This is a genomic window from Pacificoceanicola niger, from assembly GCF_048553275.1.
In the GTDB taxonomy this organism is placed as follows: Bacteria; Pseudomonadota; Alphaproteobacteria; order Rhodobacterales; family Rhodobacteraceae; genus Pacificoceanicola.
The window spans coordinates 90270-106375 of sequence record NZ_JBLZMW010000012.1 but is presented as its reverse complement, the minus strand read 5'-3'; the positions used below and the strand labels follow the sequence as shown (position 1 = coordinate 106375).

The following is a 16106-nucleotide window of genomic DNA, read 5'->3' as shown; positions in this document are numbered from 1 at the left end:
GAATTTCAGTGCGAAATTCGTCTCAGCCTTCGGCTTGCTTGCCGTGGAAGTAGTTGGACGGGCCGGTGCGGCGGAATTCCTCACGGAAATGCGTCGGCTCCGGGCCTGACGCGCCTTTCGCAACATCGGCGAGGTAGACGCCGACCGCCTCCGCATGACGCTGGCTGGCTTCGACAAGGCGCAATTGTGCGTGGGCCTCGTCGGTGAGCACTTCTGCGTTCGACAGATCGCGGGTCCAGGTGTCATTGGCGGCGAGGTAGATCACATCGCCTTCGATCAGTGCGTTGGCGGTGATGACTTTGGGCGTGAAGTCGCGGGGCATCAGGAGACCTCCTGTTTGCGGATTTCAGTCAGGGCGGGTGCGGCAGCGCGCGGCGCGATGCCGAAAAGGGTAAGGGCGGGGCCGGTGAGGTTTGCCTCCGCCAAGTCCTGCGACAGTGTGGCAAGGCTGGAGGCGAGCACCTGCTGATCGGCGCGCGAGGCATTGGCGACCAGCGTGACCGGCGTGTCTGGTGCGGCCCCGTGCATCATCAGGCGGCCCTGAATGTAGCGCGCGGCCTTCTTGCCCATATAGATCGCGGCGACCTCGCCGGGGCGGGCCAGCGCGCGCCAGTCGTGATCGGCGAATCCCTCCATGACGTGGCCGGTGAGGATGCGCAGGCTGGCATTGCGCCCGCGTGAGGTCAGCGACTGGCCGACAGCAGCCACGGCGGCGGAGGCGGCGGTGATGCCGGGCACCACCGACCAGGCAATGCCTTCCAGTTCCAGCGCTTCGACTTCCTCGTCGAGGCGGCCAAAGATCGCCGGATCGCCGCCTTTGAGTCGCACGACGCGCACCCCGGCGTAGGCGTAGAGCACGATCAGGCGGTTGATCTCCTCCTGGGTCATGGAAGGGCCGAAGCCCTCCTTGCCGACGGAAACAAGGCGGGCCTGCGGTCCGGCGAGCGCGAGGATTTCATCACTGACCAGACGGTCGTGCAGGATGACCTCGGCGGACTGGATCGCGCGCAGCGCCTTGATGGTCAGCAACTCCGCATCCCCGGGGCCGGCGCCGACAAAACAGACCGCGCCACAGCGGATCAGGCTGTCGGTGCGGCTCGGGACGGTCTGTGTGCGGATGTCGGTCGACATGGGTGGGCCTTTCAGTGGCGTGTTGCTGTGTAGTATATAGGAAATTATCCCGCATCTGGGCCATAGGCTTGCAAACATAAGAACTCTTGTTCTAATGGCTTCAGAAATGGATGGATTTGTCCCGGTTTGCCGGGAAGATTGGAACAAAGATGAAAATCGACGAAACCGACCGGAAAATTCTTCGTGCGCTGCAACGCGATGCGAGCCAATCGCTGGATGAAATCGCCAAGGATGTGGGCTCGTCGAAGACGCCGGTGTGGAATCGAATCCGCAAGATGCGCGAGGCCGGGGTGATCGGTCAGCAGACGGTGCTGCTCGATGCCGAAGCGCTTGGATTCGAGGCGACTTTCTTTGTTCTGATCCGCACGTCAGAGCATGATGCGAACTGGCAGCAGGCCTTCCTGAAGGCGCTGCGCGAACGGCCGGAAGTGCAGGAGGCGCACCGGCTGGCGGGGGACATTGATTACATCCTGAAGGTGCGGGTGCGCAATGCGCGTGCCTATGATGTCTTCTACCAGGCGCTGATTTCAGAGGTGAAGGTGCACAACGTCACCGCCTTGCTCTCCATGGAAGAGATCAAGGCGACGACCGAGCTACCGCTGTGACGGTCGGGGTATTTTACCAATAAAAAGCAAAAGGTTACGTGCCGACTTTCAAGTGGGTCAGCCCATGGAAGTGGTATAGGTTCGCGTATCGCGTCGGCTCCGCAAGCCGCAGGTCCGGCAGGCGGGCGAAGAGGATCGGCATGGCGATTTGCAGCTCCAACCGGGCGAGCGGCGCGCCGACGCAGAAGTGCAGCCCGCCGCCAAAGGCGGTGTGGCTTGTCGCGGGACGCGCCGGGTCGAAGCTGTTCGGATCGGACCAGACGGCGGGATCGCGGTTCGCCGCGCCAAGCATCAGGGCAACCTGATCGCCGCGCCGGAAGGTATGGCCGAAAACCTCAATCTCCTCATAGGCATAGCGGGTGAACATGTGCAGCGGCGGATCGAAGCGCATAATCTCTTCGGTGACGGCCTCGGCGGTTTCCCCGGTGATCGGCGTGCCGGTTTCCAGCAGCGTCTTGATGCCGTTGCCCATGGTGTGCACCGTCGCCTCGTGCCCGGCATTCAGCAGCAGGATGCAGGTGGTGATCAACTCGTCGGTGGAGAGCTTTTCGCCGTCTTCTTCGGCGGCGATCAGATGGGTGATCAGGTCATCGGCGGGACGCGAGCGACGCTCTTCGACATAACCGCGCATGAAGTCGGAAAAGGCCTGCGCGGCGGCCGCGGCGCGGGTTTCGATGCCGTGGTCACGGCGGGCCTGATAGAGCGCGACCATGTCGTTCGACCACGCCAGAAGCTGCGGCGCCATGTCTTCGGGCACACCGAGCAGGCGGCAAATGACAATGACCGGAAGCGGCTGACAGAAACTGGTGAGCAGGTCGGTCTCGCCCGCTGGCAGGGCGTCAATCAGCGTATGGCTGAGCGCGGCAATCTCGGGGGCGAGGGCCTTGATCCGGCGCGAGGTGAAAGCGCGCAGCACAAGCCCGCGCAGACGGGTGTGACGGGGCGGTTCAAGCTCCAGCATGGAATGCGCCTCGACCGCGTAGAAGGGGCGCAGGTGCGGCGGGATCCGGGGCGCCTGCGCCGGCGGGACCTCGCGACCAAAGCGGCGATCGCGCAGCAGCGCCTGAACGGCGCGAAAGCTGACAGCACAGGGCATGTCGTAATCGGTCCAGAACGCAAGATCGCCAGTCGCGCGCATGCGGTCGTAGAACGGATAGGGGCTCTGGACAAAGTCCGGGTCGGTCGGGGATTGCTGGAAGCTCTGCATGGCTGCATCCATGAAACCGGCGCGCGCGATTGGCAAGAGGGGTATCGCCTCGGGCGTGGTTTCGCCGTAAAAACCGGTGCATGTGGAACGATCCGATCAAACGCGGGGCGGCCTTGTTGCTATCCGGAGCGGCCGTGGCGGGGCTGAGCCTCGGCGTGTGGCATTATGGCTATGGTCAGGCGCTGGATCAGTTGGCGGGCCGGGCGGCATCGGATCTGGCGCTGGCGTCGGACCGGCTGGTGACGGAGTTGCGCCGCTACCAGATGGCGGCGGTGCTTCTGGCGGATCATCCGGCGCTGGCGGCGGTGCATGCGGGCGGTTCGCGCAGCGCGGCGCAGGCGCGGCTTCTGGAGATGGCGGACAAGACCGGGGCGTTGACGGCGGTGTATCTCGATCCGGCGGGCCGGGTGCTGGCCTCGGCTTTTGGCGAGGCGCCCGAGGGGTTGTCGCGCAGTGGCTATTTCCAGCGTGCTTTGCACGGGGCGCTAGGCAGTGCCTACGGCAGCGATCTCGGCTTTGGCCGTCGGGCCTATGTTTATGCGGCGCCCTCGTTTGCGCCGGGCGGGCGGGTGCGCGGCGTTCTTGTCGTGGTGGTCGATATCGACGATCTGGAAGCGGATTGGGGCGGCAGCAATCCGGCGGTTTTCTTCCGCGATCGGGCCGGTGCGGTGTTCATCACCAACCGCTCCGAATTTCTTGGCTGGCGGGTCGAGGCCCAGGGGTTGGCGCCGCCGGGCGAGCCGCCGCGCCCGATCCTGCGCGATTGGACGGCAGGGCATGAAATCTGGCATCAGCGGCTCAGCCCCTATGTGCCGCCGGTGGCGTTGCATCTGGAGCAGGATATTCCGGTGATCGACATGACCGGCGAGGTGTTGCTCGATGCGGCGCCAGCACGGCGTGTGGCGACCTTGCAGGCGGCCTCTGTTGCGGCTCTGTGCCTGTTTTTCGGGGCTTTGCTGAGTTGGGCGACAGCGCGGCGGCGGGCGCTGGCGGAGGCGAATGTGGTTCTGGAGGACAGGGTGCGGGCGCGCACGCAGGATCTGACGCAGGCCAATGCGCTGCTGCGCCGCGAGGTGGCAGAGCGCGAGGAGGCGGAGGCCGCGCTGAAACGGGCGCAGGACGAATTGGTGCAGGCGGGCAAGCTCAGCGCGCTGGGACAGATGTCGGCGGGCATCAGTCACGAGCTGAACCAGCCGCTGATGGCGATCCGGCAGTTCGCGGAGAACGGCGAGGCGTTCCTGGCGCGCGGCAAGCCGGAGAAGGCCAGCGAGAACCTGTCGCGCATCGCGGCGCTGGCGGGACGCGCGGCACGGATCATCCGCAATCTGCGGGCCTTTGCACGGAATGAAAGCGAGCCGATGGGGCGGGTCGACCTCGGCGCGGTGATCGACACGGCGGTGGAATTGACCGAGGCGCGGCTTCAGGCGGATGGCGTTGTGCTCGATTGGCAGCGGCCCGAAACACCGGTTTTTGCGCTTGGCGGGGAGGTTCGGCTTGGGCAGGTGTTCGTGAACCTGATCAACAATGCGGCGGATGCGATGATTGGTCAGGAGAACAAGCTGATCCGGATTGTCGTCAATAGCGGGCCACGGCTGGCGGTGACGGTGCGCGACACCGGGCCGGGCATTGCCGATCCCGAAAAGGTCTTCGAGCCATTTTATTCGACCAAGGAAGTGGGCGGCGGCATGGGGCTTGGCTTGTCGATTTCCTACGGTCTGGTGCAGAGTTTCGGCGGCAATATTCGCGGCACGAACACGGCGAACGGGGCGATCTTCACCGTTGAGTTGGAGTATTGGCGCGAGGAGGCGGTTGCGTGAGGGGGCATTCGCGTGAAAGGGAGGGCAGGATGTCTGAGCGGGGGCGCGCGGCGCGCCATGCCGCGTTTCGCGGCTGCGCCGGTTTGAGTATTTGGAAAGAGAAGAAGCAGGGACGTTGGGCATGATCCGCGAGGTTTTGCTTGTCGATGACGATGCAGCGGTGCGTGAGGCGCTGGGGCAGACGCTTGAATTGGCAGACCACGAGGTGATCACTGCTGGCTCCTTTGTGGAGGCAAAGGACCGGATCGGGCCGGAGTTTGCCGGTGTCATCCTGTCGGACGTGCGCATGCCGGGGCGCGACGGGTTTCATCTGTTGCAATACGCACAGGGGCAGGATGCCGATTTGCCAGTCATTCTGCTGACCGGGGAGGGCGATATTCCCATGGCGGTGCGGGCCATGGGAGAGGGCGCCTTCGGGTTTCTGGAAAAACCCTGTTCGGCGGCGGATTTGACCGCGATCGTCGGCCGGGCGATGGCGGCGCGGGCGCTGGTTCTGGAGGACCGGGCGTTGCGGGCGGCGCGCGAGACCGGCGACCCGGCGGCGCGGATGATTTTCGGGGCATCGCTGGCGGTGGAGGAGCTGCGAGGGCGCGTGCGCGCAGCGGCGCAGGCGGGCACCGATGTGTTGATCCGGGGCGGTCCTGGCTCCGGCGTGTCGAAGGTCGCCGAGGTCATCCATTTGTCCAGTGTCCGGGCCAAGGCACCGTTCGAGAAGCGCGCGGCCTCTGGCTTGACGCGCGAGGCGCTGGAGCCGCTCTGGGAGGCGAGCCATGGCGGCACGCTGTTCCTCGATGAGATCGGCGCGGCATCCGATGATGTGCAACTGGCGCTGCTCGACCGGATGGAGCAGGGCGGGGTCGTGCTCATTGGCGGTGCGACCGAGGATCTGGCCGGACGGGTGGCGGAGGGCAGCTTCCACGCCGATCTCTATTACCGGTTGGAGGTTTGCCGGGTGCGTATCCCGACGGTGGATGAGCGGCCGGAGGATATTCCGGTGCTCTTTACCCATTACGTGGCGCAGGCGGCGGAGCAGGCGGGTGTGCCGGTGCCGGTGGTCACGCCCGATCACATGGCGGCGCTGATGTCGCAGCGCTGGCCTGGCAATGCGCGTTCTCTGATGTCGGCGGCGATGCGCTTTGTGCTCGGCATGCCGGAGGACTTGGCGATTTCGCGCGATCTTGGGCTTGCCGAGCAATTGGCGCAGGTCGAGAAAATGTTGCTGGCCGCGGCACTGGGGCGGCACAACGGCAAGGCGTCCGAGGCGGCCAAGGCGCTGAAACTGCCGCGCAAGACGCTCTATGACAAGCTGGCGAAATATGGGCTGAGACCGGAGGACTACCGCCGGGAACGGGCCTGATCCGTCATGTACGCGGCGCGCAGCTTGTGGCGCTATGCGCGTGGCGAGTCTGTTGCGGGCAGTTGTGCGGATTTTCGCACAATGGGCGCTAACGGATGTGCGGGATTTCGCACACACATTGGGGGGAGGATCGGGCCGCAAAGCCAGGTGATCGTTTCAAATCATTGAAATAAAAGTGCTTTACGAGTATTTTGCGAATCCCCGCAGCACGCTCTTGAACCGAATCCCGGCTCACGGTCTGGTGAGGTCACCCGGGCTCCCGAGGAGGGGTGCCCCAAACTGACCGTATCTGGGAGGATACCCATGAAGAATTTCCTTATGTCCGCCGTGGCGGCAGCCGCGCTGATGACCGGTGCCAATGGCGCAATGGCCGCCTGCGACGATGGTGAGATCGTCATCAAGCTCAGCCACGTGACCAACACCGATCGCCACCCCAAAGGCATCGCCGCTTCCCTGCTTCAGCAGCGCGTCAACGACGAGATGAACGGCAAGGCCTGCATGGAGGTTTTCCCGAACTCCACGCTGTATAACGACGATCAGGTTCTTGAAGCGATGCTGAATGGCGATGTGCAGATGGCCGCGCCGTCGCTGTCGAAGTTCGAGCAGTTCACCAAGGTGTTCCGCATTTTCGACCTGCCGTTCATGTTCAAGAACATCGAGGCCGTGGACGAATTCCAGGCGTCCGAAACCGGTCAGGCAATGAAGGAATCCATGGTGCGTCGCGGTCTGCTCGGCCTTGGGTTCTGGCACAATGGCATGAAGCAGATGTCGGCCAACAAGCCGCTGATGTTGCCCGAGGATGCCAATGGCCTGAAGTTCCGCGTGCAACCGTCCGAAGTGCTCAAGGCACAGTTCGAGGCGCTTGGCGCAAGCCCGCAGCCGATGGCCTTCTCCGAAGTCTATGGCGCGCTGCAAACCGGCGTTGTCGACGGGCAGGAGAACACCTGGTCCAACGTGTACGGCCAGAAGTTCTTTGAAGTGCAGGACGGCACCACCGAGACCAACCACGGGGCGCTCGACTATATGCTCGTGACCTCGATCGACTGGTGGGAGAGCCTGCCGGAGGATGTGCGCACGCAGCTGACGACGATCGTCGATGAGGTGACGCAAGAGCGCAACGCGGCGGTCAGCCAGGTTGACCAGGAAGCGCGTCAAGCGGTTCTGGATGCGGGCGGCGTGATCCGTGAGCTGACCCCGGAGCAGCGTCAGGCATGGCTCGACAAGATGAAGCCGGTCTGGGAGCAGTTCGTGGGCGACGTCGGTCAGGAGAACATCGACGCGGCACAGGCGATCAACGCCAAGCACTAAACTCTTTTCGGCCCGGCCCCGGCGATCCGCGCGGGGCCGGGCCATTCGCTGCGCCGCTGCGCGGCCACACCCATCGGATTTGACCAACCTCGTCACGCCGGGATCTGCCCGGCCCTGTGGCGTTCGATCCGGTGACCTGCGGGAGAGGGGACATGTCTAAAACCGACCACGATCGCTCGCCGTTCGGCCTTTTCATGGACGAACTGGAAGAGAGTGTCATCGCGCTGATCCTGGGTCTGATGACCCTGATCACCTTCGCCAACGTTGTCTTGCGGTACGGATTCAACACCGGCCTGATCTGGGGCTTCGAGGCGACGAATTTCCTGTTTGCCTGGCTGGTGCTGTTCGGGCTTGGCTACACGATCAAGAAGACCGCCAACCTCGGGGTGGATGCGGTGCTCAACATCGTCTCGCCGGGGCTGCGCCGGACGTTTGGCCTGATCGCGGCGGCGGTGTGCATTGCCTATGCCATCTTGCTTTTCAAGGGGGCGTGGGATTACTGGGCGAATTTCGCCAACCTGCCGCAGACCTCAGGGCGCTGGTTTCCGACCGGCTTCGAGGAGATGACACGCACGTCCTACCGGTCGTGGTACGAAGTGGTGGACATTCCGATGCCGCAGTGGCTGCGCTTTATCGAGCCGATGATCAACGAAGGCGAGACCTATGAGAAGATCCCGCGCTTCATCCCGTATTTCATGCTGCCCTTCGGCATGCTGCTTGTCCTCGTGCGTTTCATCCAGGCGGCGATCCGCATCTGGAAGGGCACCGAGGACAGCCTGATCGTCAGCCACGAAGCCGAGGACGAAATTGAAAACGTCGCTCATCTGAACAAGGGGGATTGAGGAAATGGACGTTGTTCTCCTCTTTGTCATGATCATCGGACTGATGCTGATCGGTGTGCCGATTGCCGTCTCACTCGGCTTTTCGTCGATCGTGTTTCTGCTGGTGCTCTCGGATGCCTCGCTGGCTTCCGTCGCACAGAGCTTCTTTCAGGCGATGGCGGGGCACTACACGCTGCTGGCCATTCCGTTCTTCATCCTTGCGTCAAGCTTCATGTCGACGGGCGGCGTGGCCAAGCGGATCATCCGTTTTTCCGTGGCCTGCGTCGGACATCTGCGCGGCGGCCTGGCGATCGCGGGGGTTTTTGCCTGCATGATCTTTGCCGCGCTGTCTGGCTCGTCCCCGGCGACCGTGGTGGCGATCGGCTCGATCGTCATCGCGGCGATGCGGCAGGTCGGCTATACCAAGGACTTCGCCGCAGGGGTCATCGCCAATGCCGGCACGCTCGGCATCCTCATTCCGCCGTCCATCGTGATGGTGGTCTATGCCTCCGCCACGGATGTCTCCGTGGGTCGGATGTTCCTCGCCGGGGTCATTCCGGGGTTGATGGCAGGCAGCATGCTGATGATCACCATCTACATCATGGCGCGGATCAAGAACATGCCCGCAGGCGAATGGCAGGGATGGGGCGAGGTTTGGCACAGCTTTGCAGACGCGTTCTGGGGCCTGATGCTTATCGCGATCATCATGGTCGGGATCTACGGCATTCCCGGTATCACCAGCGCAGTCTTCACGCCGACCGAAGCGGCCGCCGTCGCGTCGATCTATGCCTTCCTCGTGGCGACCTTCGTCTACCGCGACATGGGGCCGCTCAATGAAGAGCGCAATGGGCGCAAGCTGACGCTGATGGACAAACCCGTTGCGCTGATCACCGGCTTCTTCCACCGCGACACGCGCAAGACGCTGTTCGAGGCGGGCAAGCTGACGATCACGCTGATGTTCATCATAGGCAATGCGCTGATCCTGAAGCACGTGCTGACTGATGAGCAGATCCCGCAACAGATCGCGGCGGCCATGCTCGATGCGGGCTTCGGGCCGATCATGTTCCTGATCATCGTCAACGTGATCCTGCTGATCGGAGGGCAGTTCATGGAGCCGTCCGGCTTGCTGGTGATCGTGGCGCCGCTGGTCTTCCCGATTGCGCTGCAGCTCGGGATCGATCCGATCCACCTTGGCATCATCATGGTGGTGAACATGGAAATCGGCATGATCACCCCGCCGGTGGGCCTCAACCTCTTTGTCACGTCCGGCGTGGCCGGGATGCCTATGATGCGCGTGGTCAAGGCGGCGCTGCCCTTCCTTGCCGTGCTCTTCGTCTTCCTGATCATGGTCACCTATATCCCGAAAATCTCGACAGTGCTTCCGAACGCAGTGATGGGAGCGCAGGTGCGCTGTGAAGGGGTCGTGCCCTCCGAGCCTCTTGAGAAAGCCTATTGCGAGGCGGTCATGGGCACGCCGGCACCGGAAGCCGCCTCCGAGTAAGCTTCCGACCATGCAACATAACAGGCGGCGCTCCATCCCGGGCGCCGCCTTTTTCTCTTATGGAGGATGCCTCCGGCGGGGATATTTTTCCAGAGAAGAAGATCAATGCACGGCGCCCTGTTTCTTCTCTGTTCAAATATCCAAAATGCTGACGGTGCCTCAGGCGCTGGCGTTCAGGGCTTCAATGATCGGCACGAAATCTGCGGCCTTCAGCGAGGCACCGCCGACAAGCGCGCCGTCGACGTTGGAGACGGCGAAGATCTCCGTGGCGTTGGCGGGTTTGACCGAGCCGCCATAAAGCAGGCGGACCGAACGGCCGACGCCTTCGCCAAAGCGTTTTTCGAGGCGGGCGCGGATGAAGTCATGGACTTCGCCGATCTGGTCGGTGGTGGGGACCTTGCCGGTGCCGATGGCCCAGATCGGCTCATAGGCGACCACGAGATTGTGGCCGGTGGCGCCGTCCGGGATGGAGCCGGCCAGCTGTCCGCCGATAATGTCGAGCGTGTTTTGTGCCTCGCGTTCAGCCAGGGTTTCGCCGCAGCACAGCACCACCACGAGGCCCGCCTCCCAGGCGGCGCGGGTCTTGGCGCGCACATGGTCGTCGTGTTCATCGTGATCCTCGCGGCGTTCGGAATGGCCGAGGATCACATGGCTCGCGCCCGCGTCCTTGAGCATATCGGCGGAGAGGTCGCCGGTGTGTGCGCCCTTGGCCTCCGCATGGCAGTCCTGTCCGCCGATGGCGACGCCGGTGTTGGCTCCAGCGGCCTCTGCGATCAGGGTGGCGGGCGGGCAGATCAGCACCTCGGCTGCGCCTTTGGCAGCCTCTGCCATTGCTGCGATCTCGCTCAGCGCGGCGCGCGTTCCGTTCATTTTCCAGTTGCCTGCGGCGAGTTTGCGTCTCATGTCGTTTTCCTTTCAAAGGTTTGCCTGCATCATCGCGCGGCGGGACGCGGCGTCAAGGCCGCTTGCGCCCGGCGCGGCGAGATGACAAGGAAAAGCAGAGGTCGAGAGGTGCCGAGATGATACCGAGACTGGATGCCGCCAAGATTGCGATGCGTGATCCGCAGACCCTTGCCGCGTTGCGCGAAGGGGTCGAGGAGATCGGCTTTCTGACCGTTCACAACACCGGCATTGGCGCGGCGCGCATGCGGTTTGTGCTTGCGGCCTATCGTGCATTTTTCGCGCTGCCGCTGGCGGAAAAACAGGCGGTGGACATGGCGCGGACCGGGTCGAACCGGGGATGGGGTGCGGCCGGCTCTGAGCAGGTCGATCCTGAGGCCAACCCCGATTACAAGCAGGTTTTCGACTGCGGGTTCGCGGTGCCGGGGTCGGATCGCGCTGTCTATGCGCCCAACCTCTGGCCGTTGCGGCCCGAGGGGTTTCGCTCCGTGATCGAGGCCTATTACCGCGATGCGTTGGGGGTGGCGATGGGGCTGCTGCGTGGAATTTCCGAGGCGATTGGCGAGGAGCGCGGGTTTTTCGACGATCGTTTTGACCGGCCGATGGCGCTGCTACGGGGGAATTATTACCCGCCGCGTCCGGATTGGGCCGGGGAGAAGGATTTCGGCATTGCCGCCCATACCGACTACGGCTGTCTGACGCTCCTTGGGACCGATGGCGTGGCCGGGTTGGAGGTTTTGGGCCGCGACGGCGCATGGATCGGCATCGAGGCCGGGCCCGGCGAGTTCGTCATCAATTTCGGAGAAATGCTGGAGATGTGGACGGGCGGTCGGGTAAAGGCGACGCTGCACCGGGTGCGTGGCACGGCTGAGGAGCGTATCTCGGTGCCGCTGTTCTTCAATCCCAATTGGGAAACCAATGTCGCGCCGATGGGATCGGGCCGGGTGATCCACGCGGGCGAGCATCTGGAGAAGCGGTTCAACGAGACGTATCTGCACCTCAAGAAACCCTCCTGACGAAAACTGACAGGAGAGCCGGGGTAGGAACAGGTGAACACACCATAAGGAATCCCTCCAATGCTTACCCTGTACCACGCCCCCGCAAGCCGCTCGACACGGATCATTCAACTGCTGGAAGCGCTTGATGCCCGCGACGCGGTCGAGGTCCGCGCTGTCGACGTCAAGCGCGCCGATGGCAGTGGCCGGATCGACCCGGAAAACCCGCATCCGGAGGGCAAGGTGCCCCTTCTGGTGCATGATGGTGTGCCGATCCGCGAGAGTAACGCGATCATGATCCATCTGTGCATGCTGTTTCCGGAGGCGGGCATGGCGCCGGTGCAGGGGACGCCGGATTATGGGCGGTTCCTGTCATGGATGGCCTATTACGGCAACGTGATGGAGCCGGTGATCGTGGCAGCCGTCTCCGGCGATCCGGGGCCGATGCACCAGGTGTCGTTTCGTGGACCGACCGAAATGGCGGCAGTGCTGATTACGGCTTTGGAGGATCAACCCTACCTGATGGGCGAGCGTTTTTCGGCTGCGGATCTGTTGCTGGCGTCGCCGTTCGTGTGGATGCGGCACTTTGCACCAAAGCAGGCCTGTGTTCAGGCGTGGATCGACCGCTGCATGGCGCATCCGTCCTGGCAGGCAGCCGCAGCCTATGACGAAGGGTTGGTCGCGGCCTAAGGGAAGGCGCTTGGCCTTGTGTGGCCATGAAGTCGCTGTGTCGCGGAGCGGGGCGCGTTGTTTCCCTGCGCAAAGACAATGTGGTTTGCGATGAGGCCTCGGATCAGGTCCGGGGCTGCGTCACGCCGCGCGGGGCCGTCCGCGGCACTCACAAATGCCGCAATGCTCCGTGCGCCAGAGCCATGGAGCCTTCGGGATCGCTTAGGATGCGTGGCTTTTCACGGGAGCCACTGGCGGACGGATGTCCGATTCGCTGTCCCCAGGCAGGCGACCATGATGGCACGGTTCGATTTGTCGGATGTTGAACGGGGGCTGATCCAGCCCTTTTGCCGAAGACGCGGCGCGGTGTGGAAAGGGCGGCGTCTGAACGCGATTTTCCGGCTGCACAGGACCGCGTCCCCGTGGCGGGTCCTGCCGGGCGCTACGGTCCCTGCACAACGGTCTGCAAGTGGGCCAAGACGAGCGCTTGAGACCAGACCTTTCAAACGCTTACCAGAAAATCCCGCGACAGGATGGCGTTCATCGACGGTCCGATATCCGGGCACAGCGTAAGGTCACTCCAAAAGGGGGCGGTCCACACCATTGGCCGATCTCGTCGCGGACTGGGCGCCAAGATCAACGCTCGCGGAGTGCCTCTGACGAACACGCAGTCGCCGGGGAAGGCCGCGGTCGCGACACTGCTCGCGGCGAATTCCGCTCCCGGTGATGGCGTCGCGCACCGGGAATATGACGCCCGCGCGATCCTCGATTTGATCGCGGCGGGCGGCGCAGGGTGCCATGTCCCGACGCGGCGAGACGGGAAGGGTCAGCACCCGGTCGATCCCGCCATCGACCGCCAGCGCAACCTGAATGAGCGTTCCTCACACAATATCAAACACTTCTGGAATATCACGACGCGGCAGGAGAAATCCGGCCGACCCGGACTCACCGCCGCTCTGCTCACTTGCGTGCACCTCTGGATGCGGCATTACGCCTGGACAACGGCCCAAGGGCGGCGCTGTTGCGGTCTTGGTGATGTCGGCGTGCGCCCCGGCGTTCTGTGCCGCCGGTCTTGGTTTGCGCACGGCAGCTGTGGAACCACCGATCCTTCGGTTCCGGTTCTGGCCGATGCCCGCGCGGCGCTGCGCGAGGGGACATGCGGACGCTGTGAGCCGGGGAGGGCCGAGCGCTGCCCCCGCAAGTATCTGCCCGGCGCGCCTCGGATGCGCCGGACAGGCTCTGCGCTTTGTGACCTCACTCGCGCGTCACGTAGACCTCGGTCGGCGCGATCCCGGTGAAGAACCGGTATCTCGTGGCATCGAAGCCCGACGTGGCGATTTCAAAGTTGACGCGGCTTGCCAGTTTGACGCGGAGTTCTTCGCCGTCCGAGACTTGAAAGCTCCGGGTTTCCACCGGCGCCATCGTCACCGCACCCGCAGTCGGGCTTGTCGGCTCCTTGCTCACATCCCAGTAGAACCCGTTATATCCCCGGTCGCGGATAAACAGCAGCGAAGTGTGAAGAGAAAACCGGCTTGAGGCAAGTTTGAACACATCCTGTTTGTAGTCGGTGAAGTAATTCAGCGCGCCATTCAGCGGAGCATCCGCGTTGATCTCATCTTCCTGCGCGCCGGGATAGAGCATCCCCGGCGGGGTCGATTTCATATGCACCGTAACCGTGCCCCCGTCCGCGAAAGTCACGTTTCGGATGCGTTTGATCTCACGGTTGCGCTCGACCGAATCTACGCGCGCCGAGGTGTCGCGGACGGACTTCGACGCGTAGACCACCATGCCATCGTGTAGCTGGCTCAACTGCGGGGCTGTGTTGGTGCCTTTTGCATAGGCGGGCGAGTCCTGGCGGCCTACATCCCAGGCTTCGTGCATCATGGCATAAGCGCCGCCGGCGCGCGCAATGGCGAGGAAACTGCCGAACTCGACGACATTTTCCGCCAGCGAGTCGTCTGTCGCGACCCGCCCGGTCGACAGGTCGATACGGCGCACCTCCACCGGACCGTTGACCCAGGGCAGAGCGGTCGTGACCGCATGGCTGCCGAGGGAAAAACTGCTGTCGGCGATGTCATACGTTGTCCAGCTGTCGGTGAAATGCACGGTGTCATATACCACCGCGTTGGCCGGTTTGGTCCACCAGTCGATCTGCTGTGTGGAGCCATTGAGGCGCGGTGGCATGACCGGCTTGCGCGGGTCCTGCTGGCGTGTGGGCTTGCCGGCAGACAGCACCCGGCCACCGATGGTCACCGTGCCGTCAAAGGCGGAGCCAGCGGAAATCACCCGGCCACGAATGCCGAAGCCTTCGCGCAGCTGGATCGCGGTAAACAGATCGGCCGATGCAAACAGAAGCTCGGCGTCATGATGCAGGAAGTTGGCCTCCAGGCTATGCAGATCGCTGCGCGCCAGCACCATGCGCTCGACGAGGCGGTTGAACATCGTCAGCTGTTCCACCCGGTGCCGCAGTGCCGTAACCCGGAATTCTTCGGTCGTGTGGGGCAGATCCCGCGCAGCGGCGCAATCGCCGGTTTCGGCGCAATGTGCCTCCAGGATCGCGGCGGCCCAGGCATACATGATCTCGCCGCGCGCCTGCTCCAGCTGCAGCGACTCCATGATCGAGCTGAACAGAAGATAGGCCGTATCGAGATCCACATCCTCCTTCAGCGCCAGCTTGGCCATCAGGTGGTTGAATTGCTGTTCGATCAGCGGTGGCTTGTCCCCCGCCGCACGCCCGACCAGCGTTTCATTGAGCAACGACAGGCTCTGTGCGATCCGCGATGCAAAGACCAACTCCCTGGCAAAGGCCACCGAGCGCTCGGCATTGAAATCGCGCGAGCCGTTCAGAAACCCTTTGAACTGGTCGCGCCAGGCGGCCCGGATTTTAACCAGATTGCGATGGGCCTCGGTTTCCGCCGGGATTAGGTCCACGGCCATCGCCACCACGCCAATCGCGTCCTGCAAGGCGGCCTGCCCGGCTTTCAGCTCATCGAGCCGTTCTTCGATACGGGCGATCCCGGCATTGAGATTTTCCAGCCCGGCCCGCATGTCGCGGCGGAATTCCTCCTCGCTCTTTCCAAGCGCTGAGCCGACCGCCATGCAGATCAGATCGCCGCCGGCATCCTCGGCCGGTCGGGTGGAGGCGCCATTCCGGCACGAGGAATCGTAGGCGGCGGAGGCCAGCTGCTTGATGCCGAACACGACAACAGCCTTGCCGGCCTCGAGCAGGAATTCTTCCTGTGCATGCGCCGGGGCGGACGCGCCGTTCGTCAAGAGCAGCCCGCATAGGAACGCCGCGAGTCGAGAGGTTTTCTTCATGAATGTCAGAGCCTTTGTAAGTCCCGGTTGTCAAAGGGCCGAAAGACCGTCGACAGCCGCTGTCAGTAAGATGCGCCAACCAAACAATTTATCGGCGCCGCTTATCAACCCGAACGTGTAGCCCGACGTCAAGACTTTCGCCGTATGAAAACTGTCCGCACCGCAGAACCGGACCCACAACCGCCGGTCCAAGGTCCGATCAAACCGCTCGGGTATCGGTTACAAACCGGGCAGCTCAAGCCGCGGAAACAGCACCGACATGCGCTTTGCGAAAGACAGGCGGCGCGATACGCGAAGTCTTCAGAAGGACGCAGGAAATCCCGCGCCTGTAGCTGCGTTTGCACTTGGTGGCTTGATATTTGTGGCGGAGAGACAGGGATTCGATCTCAATTTCATTTTTTCATTCTTTATCATGCGCTTAAGGTGATATTGTGGTCCGTTTTTGTTTGTAGGTCAACATGTACCACAGGATCCCAT

13 protein-coding genes are annotated in these 16106 nt (G+C 63.3%); 8 read left to right on the top strand and 5 right to left on the bottom strand.

What is annotated here, in order from left to right:
• Nucleotides 1–22: 22 nt before the first annotated feature.
• Both ACN2XU_RS15550 and cobA read right to left on the bottom strand, forming a co-directional pair.
• The gene (locus ACN2XU_RS15550; RefSeq protein ID WP_419411366.1) at nucleotides 23–322 is read right to left on the bottom strand and encodes a DUF2849 domain-containing protein; all 300 of its coding nucleotides are present in this window, start codon (nucleotides 320–322) and stop codon (nucleotides 23–25) included.
• Nucleotides 322–1131: a uroporphyrinogen-III C-methyltransferase gene (gene cobA, locus ACN2XU_RS15545; protein WP_419411365.1), complete on the bottom strand. Its 810-nt coding sequence runs from the start codon at nucleotides 1129–1131 to the stop codon at nucleotides 322–324. Before cobA ends, ACN2XU_RS15550 begins: the two co-directional genes overlap by 1 nt.
• A 149-nt stretch (nucleotides 1132–1280) precedes the next feature.
• On the opposite strand from cobA, the gene ACN2XU_RS15540 reads away from it, so the two are divergent.
• The gene (locus ACN2XU_RS15540; RefSeq protein ID WP_419411364.1) at nucleotides 1281–1736 is read left to right on the top strand and encodes an Lrp/AsnC family transcriptional regulator; all 456 of its coding nucleotides are present in this window, start codon (nucleotides 1281–1283) and stop codon (nucleotides 1734–1736) included.
• Nucleotides 1737–1770: 34 nt separating this feature from the next.
• Here the strand turns inward: ACN2XU_RS15540 and ACN2XU_RS15535 are convergent, their stop codons facing one another.
• Entirely contained in the window at nucleotides 1771–2943 is a 1173-nt protein-coding gene (locus ACN2XU_RS15535; protein ID WP_419411414.1) for a cytochrome P450, read from the bottom strand.
• A gap of 80 nt (nucleotides 2944–3023) precedes the next feature.
• Between ACN2XU_RS15535 and ACN2XU_RS15530 the strand changes: the two genes are divergently transcribed.
• From ACN2XU_RS15530 to ACN2XU_RS15510, 5 genes are all read left to right on the top strand, one after another.
• Entirely contained in the window at nucleotides 3024–4760 is a 1737-nt protein-coding gene (locus tag ACN2XU_RS15530; RefSeq protein ID WP_419411363.1) for a sensor histidine kinase, read from the top strand.
• A 121-nt stretch (nucleotides 4761–4881) separates the two neighbouring features.
• Nucleotides 4882–6117: a sigma-54-dependent transcriptional regulator gene (locus ACN2XU_RS15525; protein ID WP_419411362.1), complete on the top strand. Its 1236-nt coding sequence runs from the start codon at nucleotides 4882–4884 to the stop codon at nucleotides 6115–6117.
• Between the two features lie 303 nt (nucleotides 6118–6420).
• Nucleotides 6421–7425, top strand: a complete 1005-nt coding sequence (locus ACN2XU_RS15520) for a DctP family TRAP transporter solute-binding subunit (protein ID WP_419411361.1) — start codon at nucleotides 6421–6423, stop codon at nucleotides 7423–7425.
• Nucleotides 7426–7577: 152 nt separating this feature from the next.
• Entirely contained in the window at nucleotides 7578–8267 is a 690-nt protein-coding gene (locus tag ACN2XU_RS15515; protein ID WP_419411360.1) for a TRAP transporter small permease, read from the top strand.
• A 4-nt stretch (nucleotides 8268–8271) separates the two neighbouring features.
• Nucleotides 8272–9747 carry a TRAP transporter large permease gene (locus ACN2XU_RS15510; protein WP_419411359.1) on the top strand — a complete coding sequence of 492 codons (1476 nt, stop codon included), beginning with the start codon at nucleotides 8272–8274 and terminating at the stop codon, nucleotides 9745–9747.
• Between the two features lie 159 nt (nucleotides 9748–9906).
• Here ACN2XU_RS15510 and tpiA read toward each other — a convergent pair whose 3' ends face one another.
• Complete coding sequence (gene tpiA, locus ACN2XU_RS15505; protein WP_419411358.1) at nucleotides 9907–10650, bottom strand: triose-phosphate isomerase; 744 nt, start codon at nucleotides 10648–10650, stop codon at nucleotides 9907–9909.
• 116 nt (nucleotides 10651–10766) lie between these two features.
• Between tpiA and ACN2XU_RS15500 the strand changes: the two genes are divergently transcribed.
• The gene (locus tag ACN2XU_RS15500; protein ID WP_419411357.1) at nucleotides 10767–11663 is read left to right on the top strand and encodes an isopenicillin N synthase family dioxygenase; all 897 of its coding nucleotides are present in this window, start codon (nucleotides 10767–10769) and stop codon (nucleotides 11661–11663) included.
• Nucleotides 11664–11723: 60 nt separating this feature from the next.
• The gene (locus tag ACN2XU_RS15495; RefSeq protein WP_419411356.1) at nucleotides 11724–12332 is read left to right on the top strand and encodes a glutathione S-transferase family protein; all 609 of its coding nucleotides are present in this window, start codon (nucleotides 11724–11726) and stop codon (nucleotides 12330–12332) included.
• Between the two features lie 1233 nt (nucleotides 12333–13565).
• Here the strand turns inward: ACN2XU_RS15495 and ACN2XU_RS15490 are convergent.
• The gene (locus tag ACN2XU_RS15490; protein ID WP_419411355.1) at nucleotides 13566–15629 is read right to left on the bottom strand and encodes a hypothetical protein; all 2064 of its coding nucleotides are present in this window, start codon (nucleotides 15627–15629) and stop codon (nucleotides 13566–13568) included.
• Between the last annotated feature and the right edge of the window lie 477 nt (nucleotides 15630–16106).

Coding starts and splice junctions, on each gene's coding strand:
- ACN2XU_RS15550 (WP_419411366.1), bottom strand. CDS start 322: ATGCCCCGCGACTTCACGCCCAAAGTCATCACCGCCAACGCACTGATC.
- cobA (WP_419411365.1), bottom strand. CDS start 1,131: ATGTCGACCGACATCCGCACACAGACCGTCCCGAGCCGCACCGACAGC.
- ACN2XU_RS15510 (WP_419411359.1), top strand. CDS start 8,272: ATGGACGTTGTTCTCCTCTTTGTCATGATCATCGGACTGATGCTGATC.
- ACN2XU_RS15540 (WP_419411364.1), top strand. CDS start 1,281: ATGAAAATCGACGAAACCGACCGGAAAATTCTTCGTGCGCTGCAACGC.
- ACN2XU_RS15525 (WP_419411362.1), top strand. CDS start 4,882: ATGATCCGCGAGGTTTTGCTTGTCGATGACGATGCAGCGGTGCGTGAG.
- ACN2XU_RS15535 (WP_419411414.1), bottom strand. CDS start 2,943: ATGCAGAGCTTCCAGCAATCCCCGACCGACCCGGACTTTGTCCAGAGC.
- ACN2XU_RS15530 (WP_419411363.1), top strand. CDS start 3,024: ATGTGGAACGATCCGATCAAACGCGGGGCGGCCTTGTTGCTATCCGGA.
- ACN2XU_RS15490 (WP_419411355.1), bottom strand. CDS start 15,629: ATGAAGAAAACCTCTCGACTCGCGGCGTTCCTATGCGGGCTGCTCTTG.
- ACN2XU_RS15500 (WP_419411357.1), top strand. CDS start 10,767: ATGATACCGAGACTGGATGCCGCCAAGATTGCGATGCGTGATCCGCAG.
- ACN2XU_RS15520 (WP_419411361.1), top strand. CDS start 6,421: ATGAAGAATTTCCTTATGTCCGCCGTGGCGGCAGCCGCGCTGATGACC.
- ACN2XU_RS15515 (WP_419411360.1), top strand. CDS start 7,578: ATGTCTAAAACCGACCACGATCGCTCGCCGTTCGGCCTTTTCATGGAC.
- ACN2XU_RS15495 (WP_419411356.1), top strand. CDS start 11,724: ATGCTTACCCTGTACCACGCCCCCGCAAGCCGCTCGACACGGATCATT.
- tpiA (WP_419411358.1), bottom strand. CDS start 10,650: ATGAGACGCAAACTCGCCGCAGGCAACTGGAAAATGAACGGAACGCGC.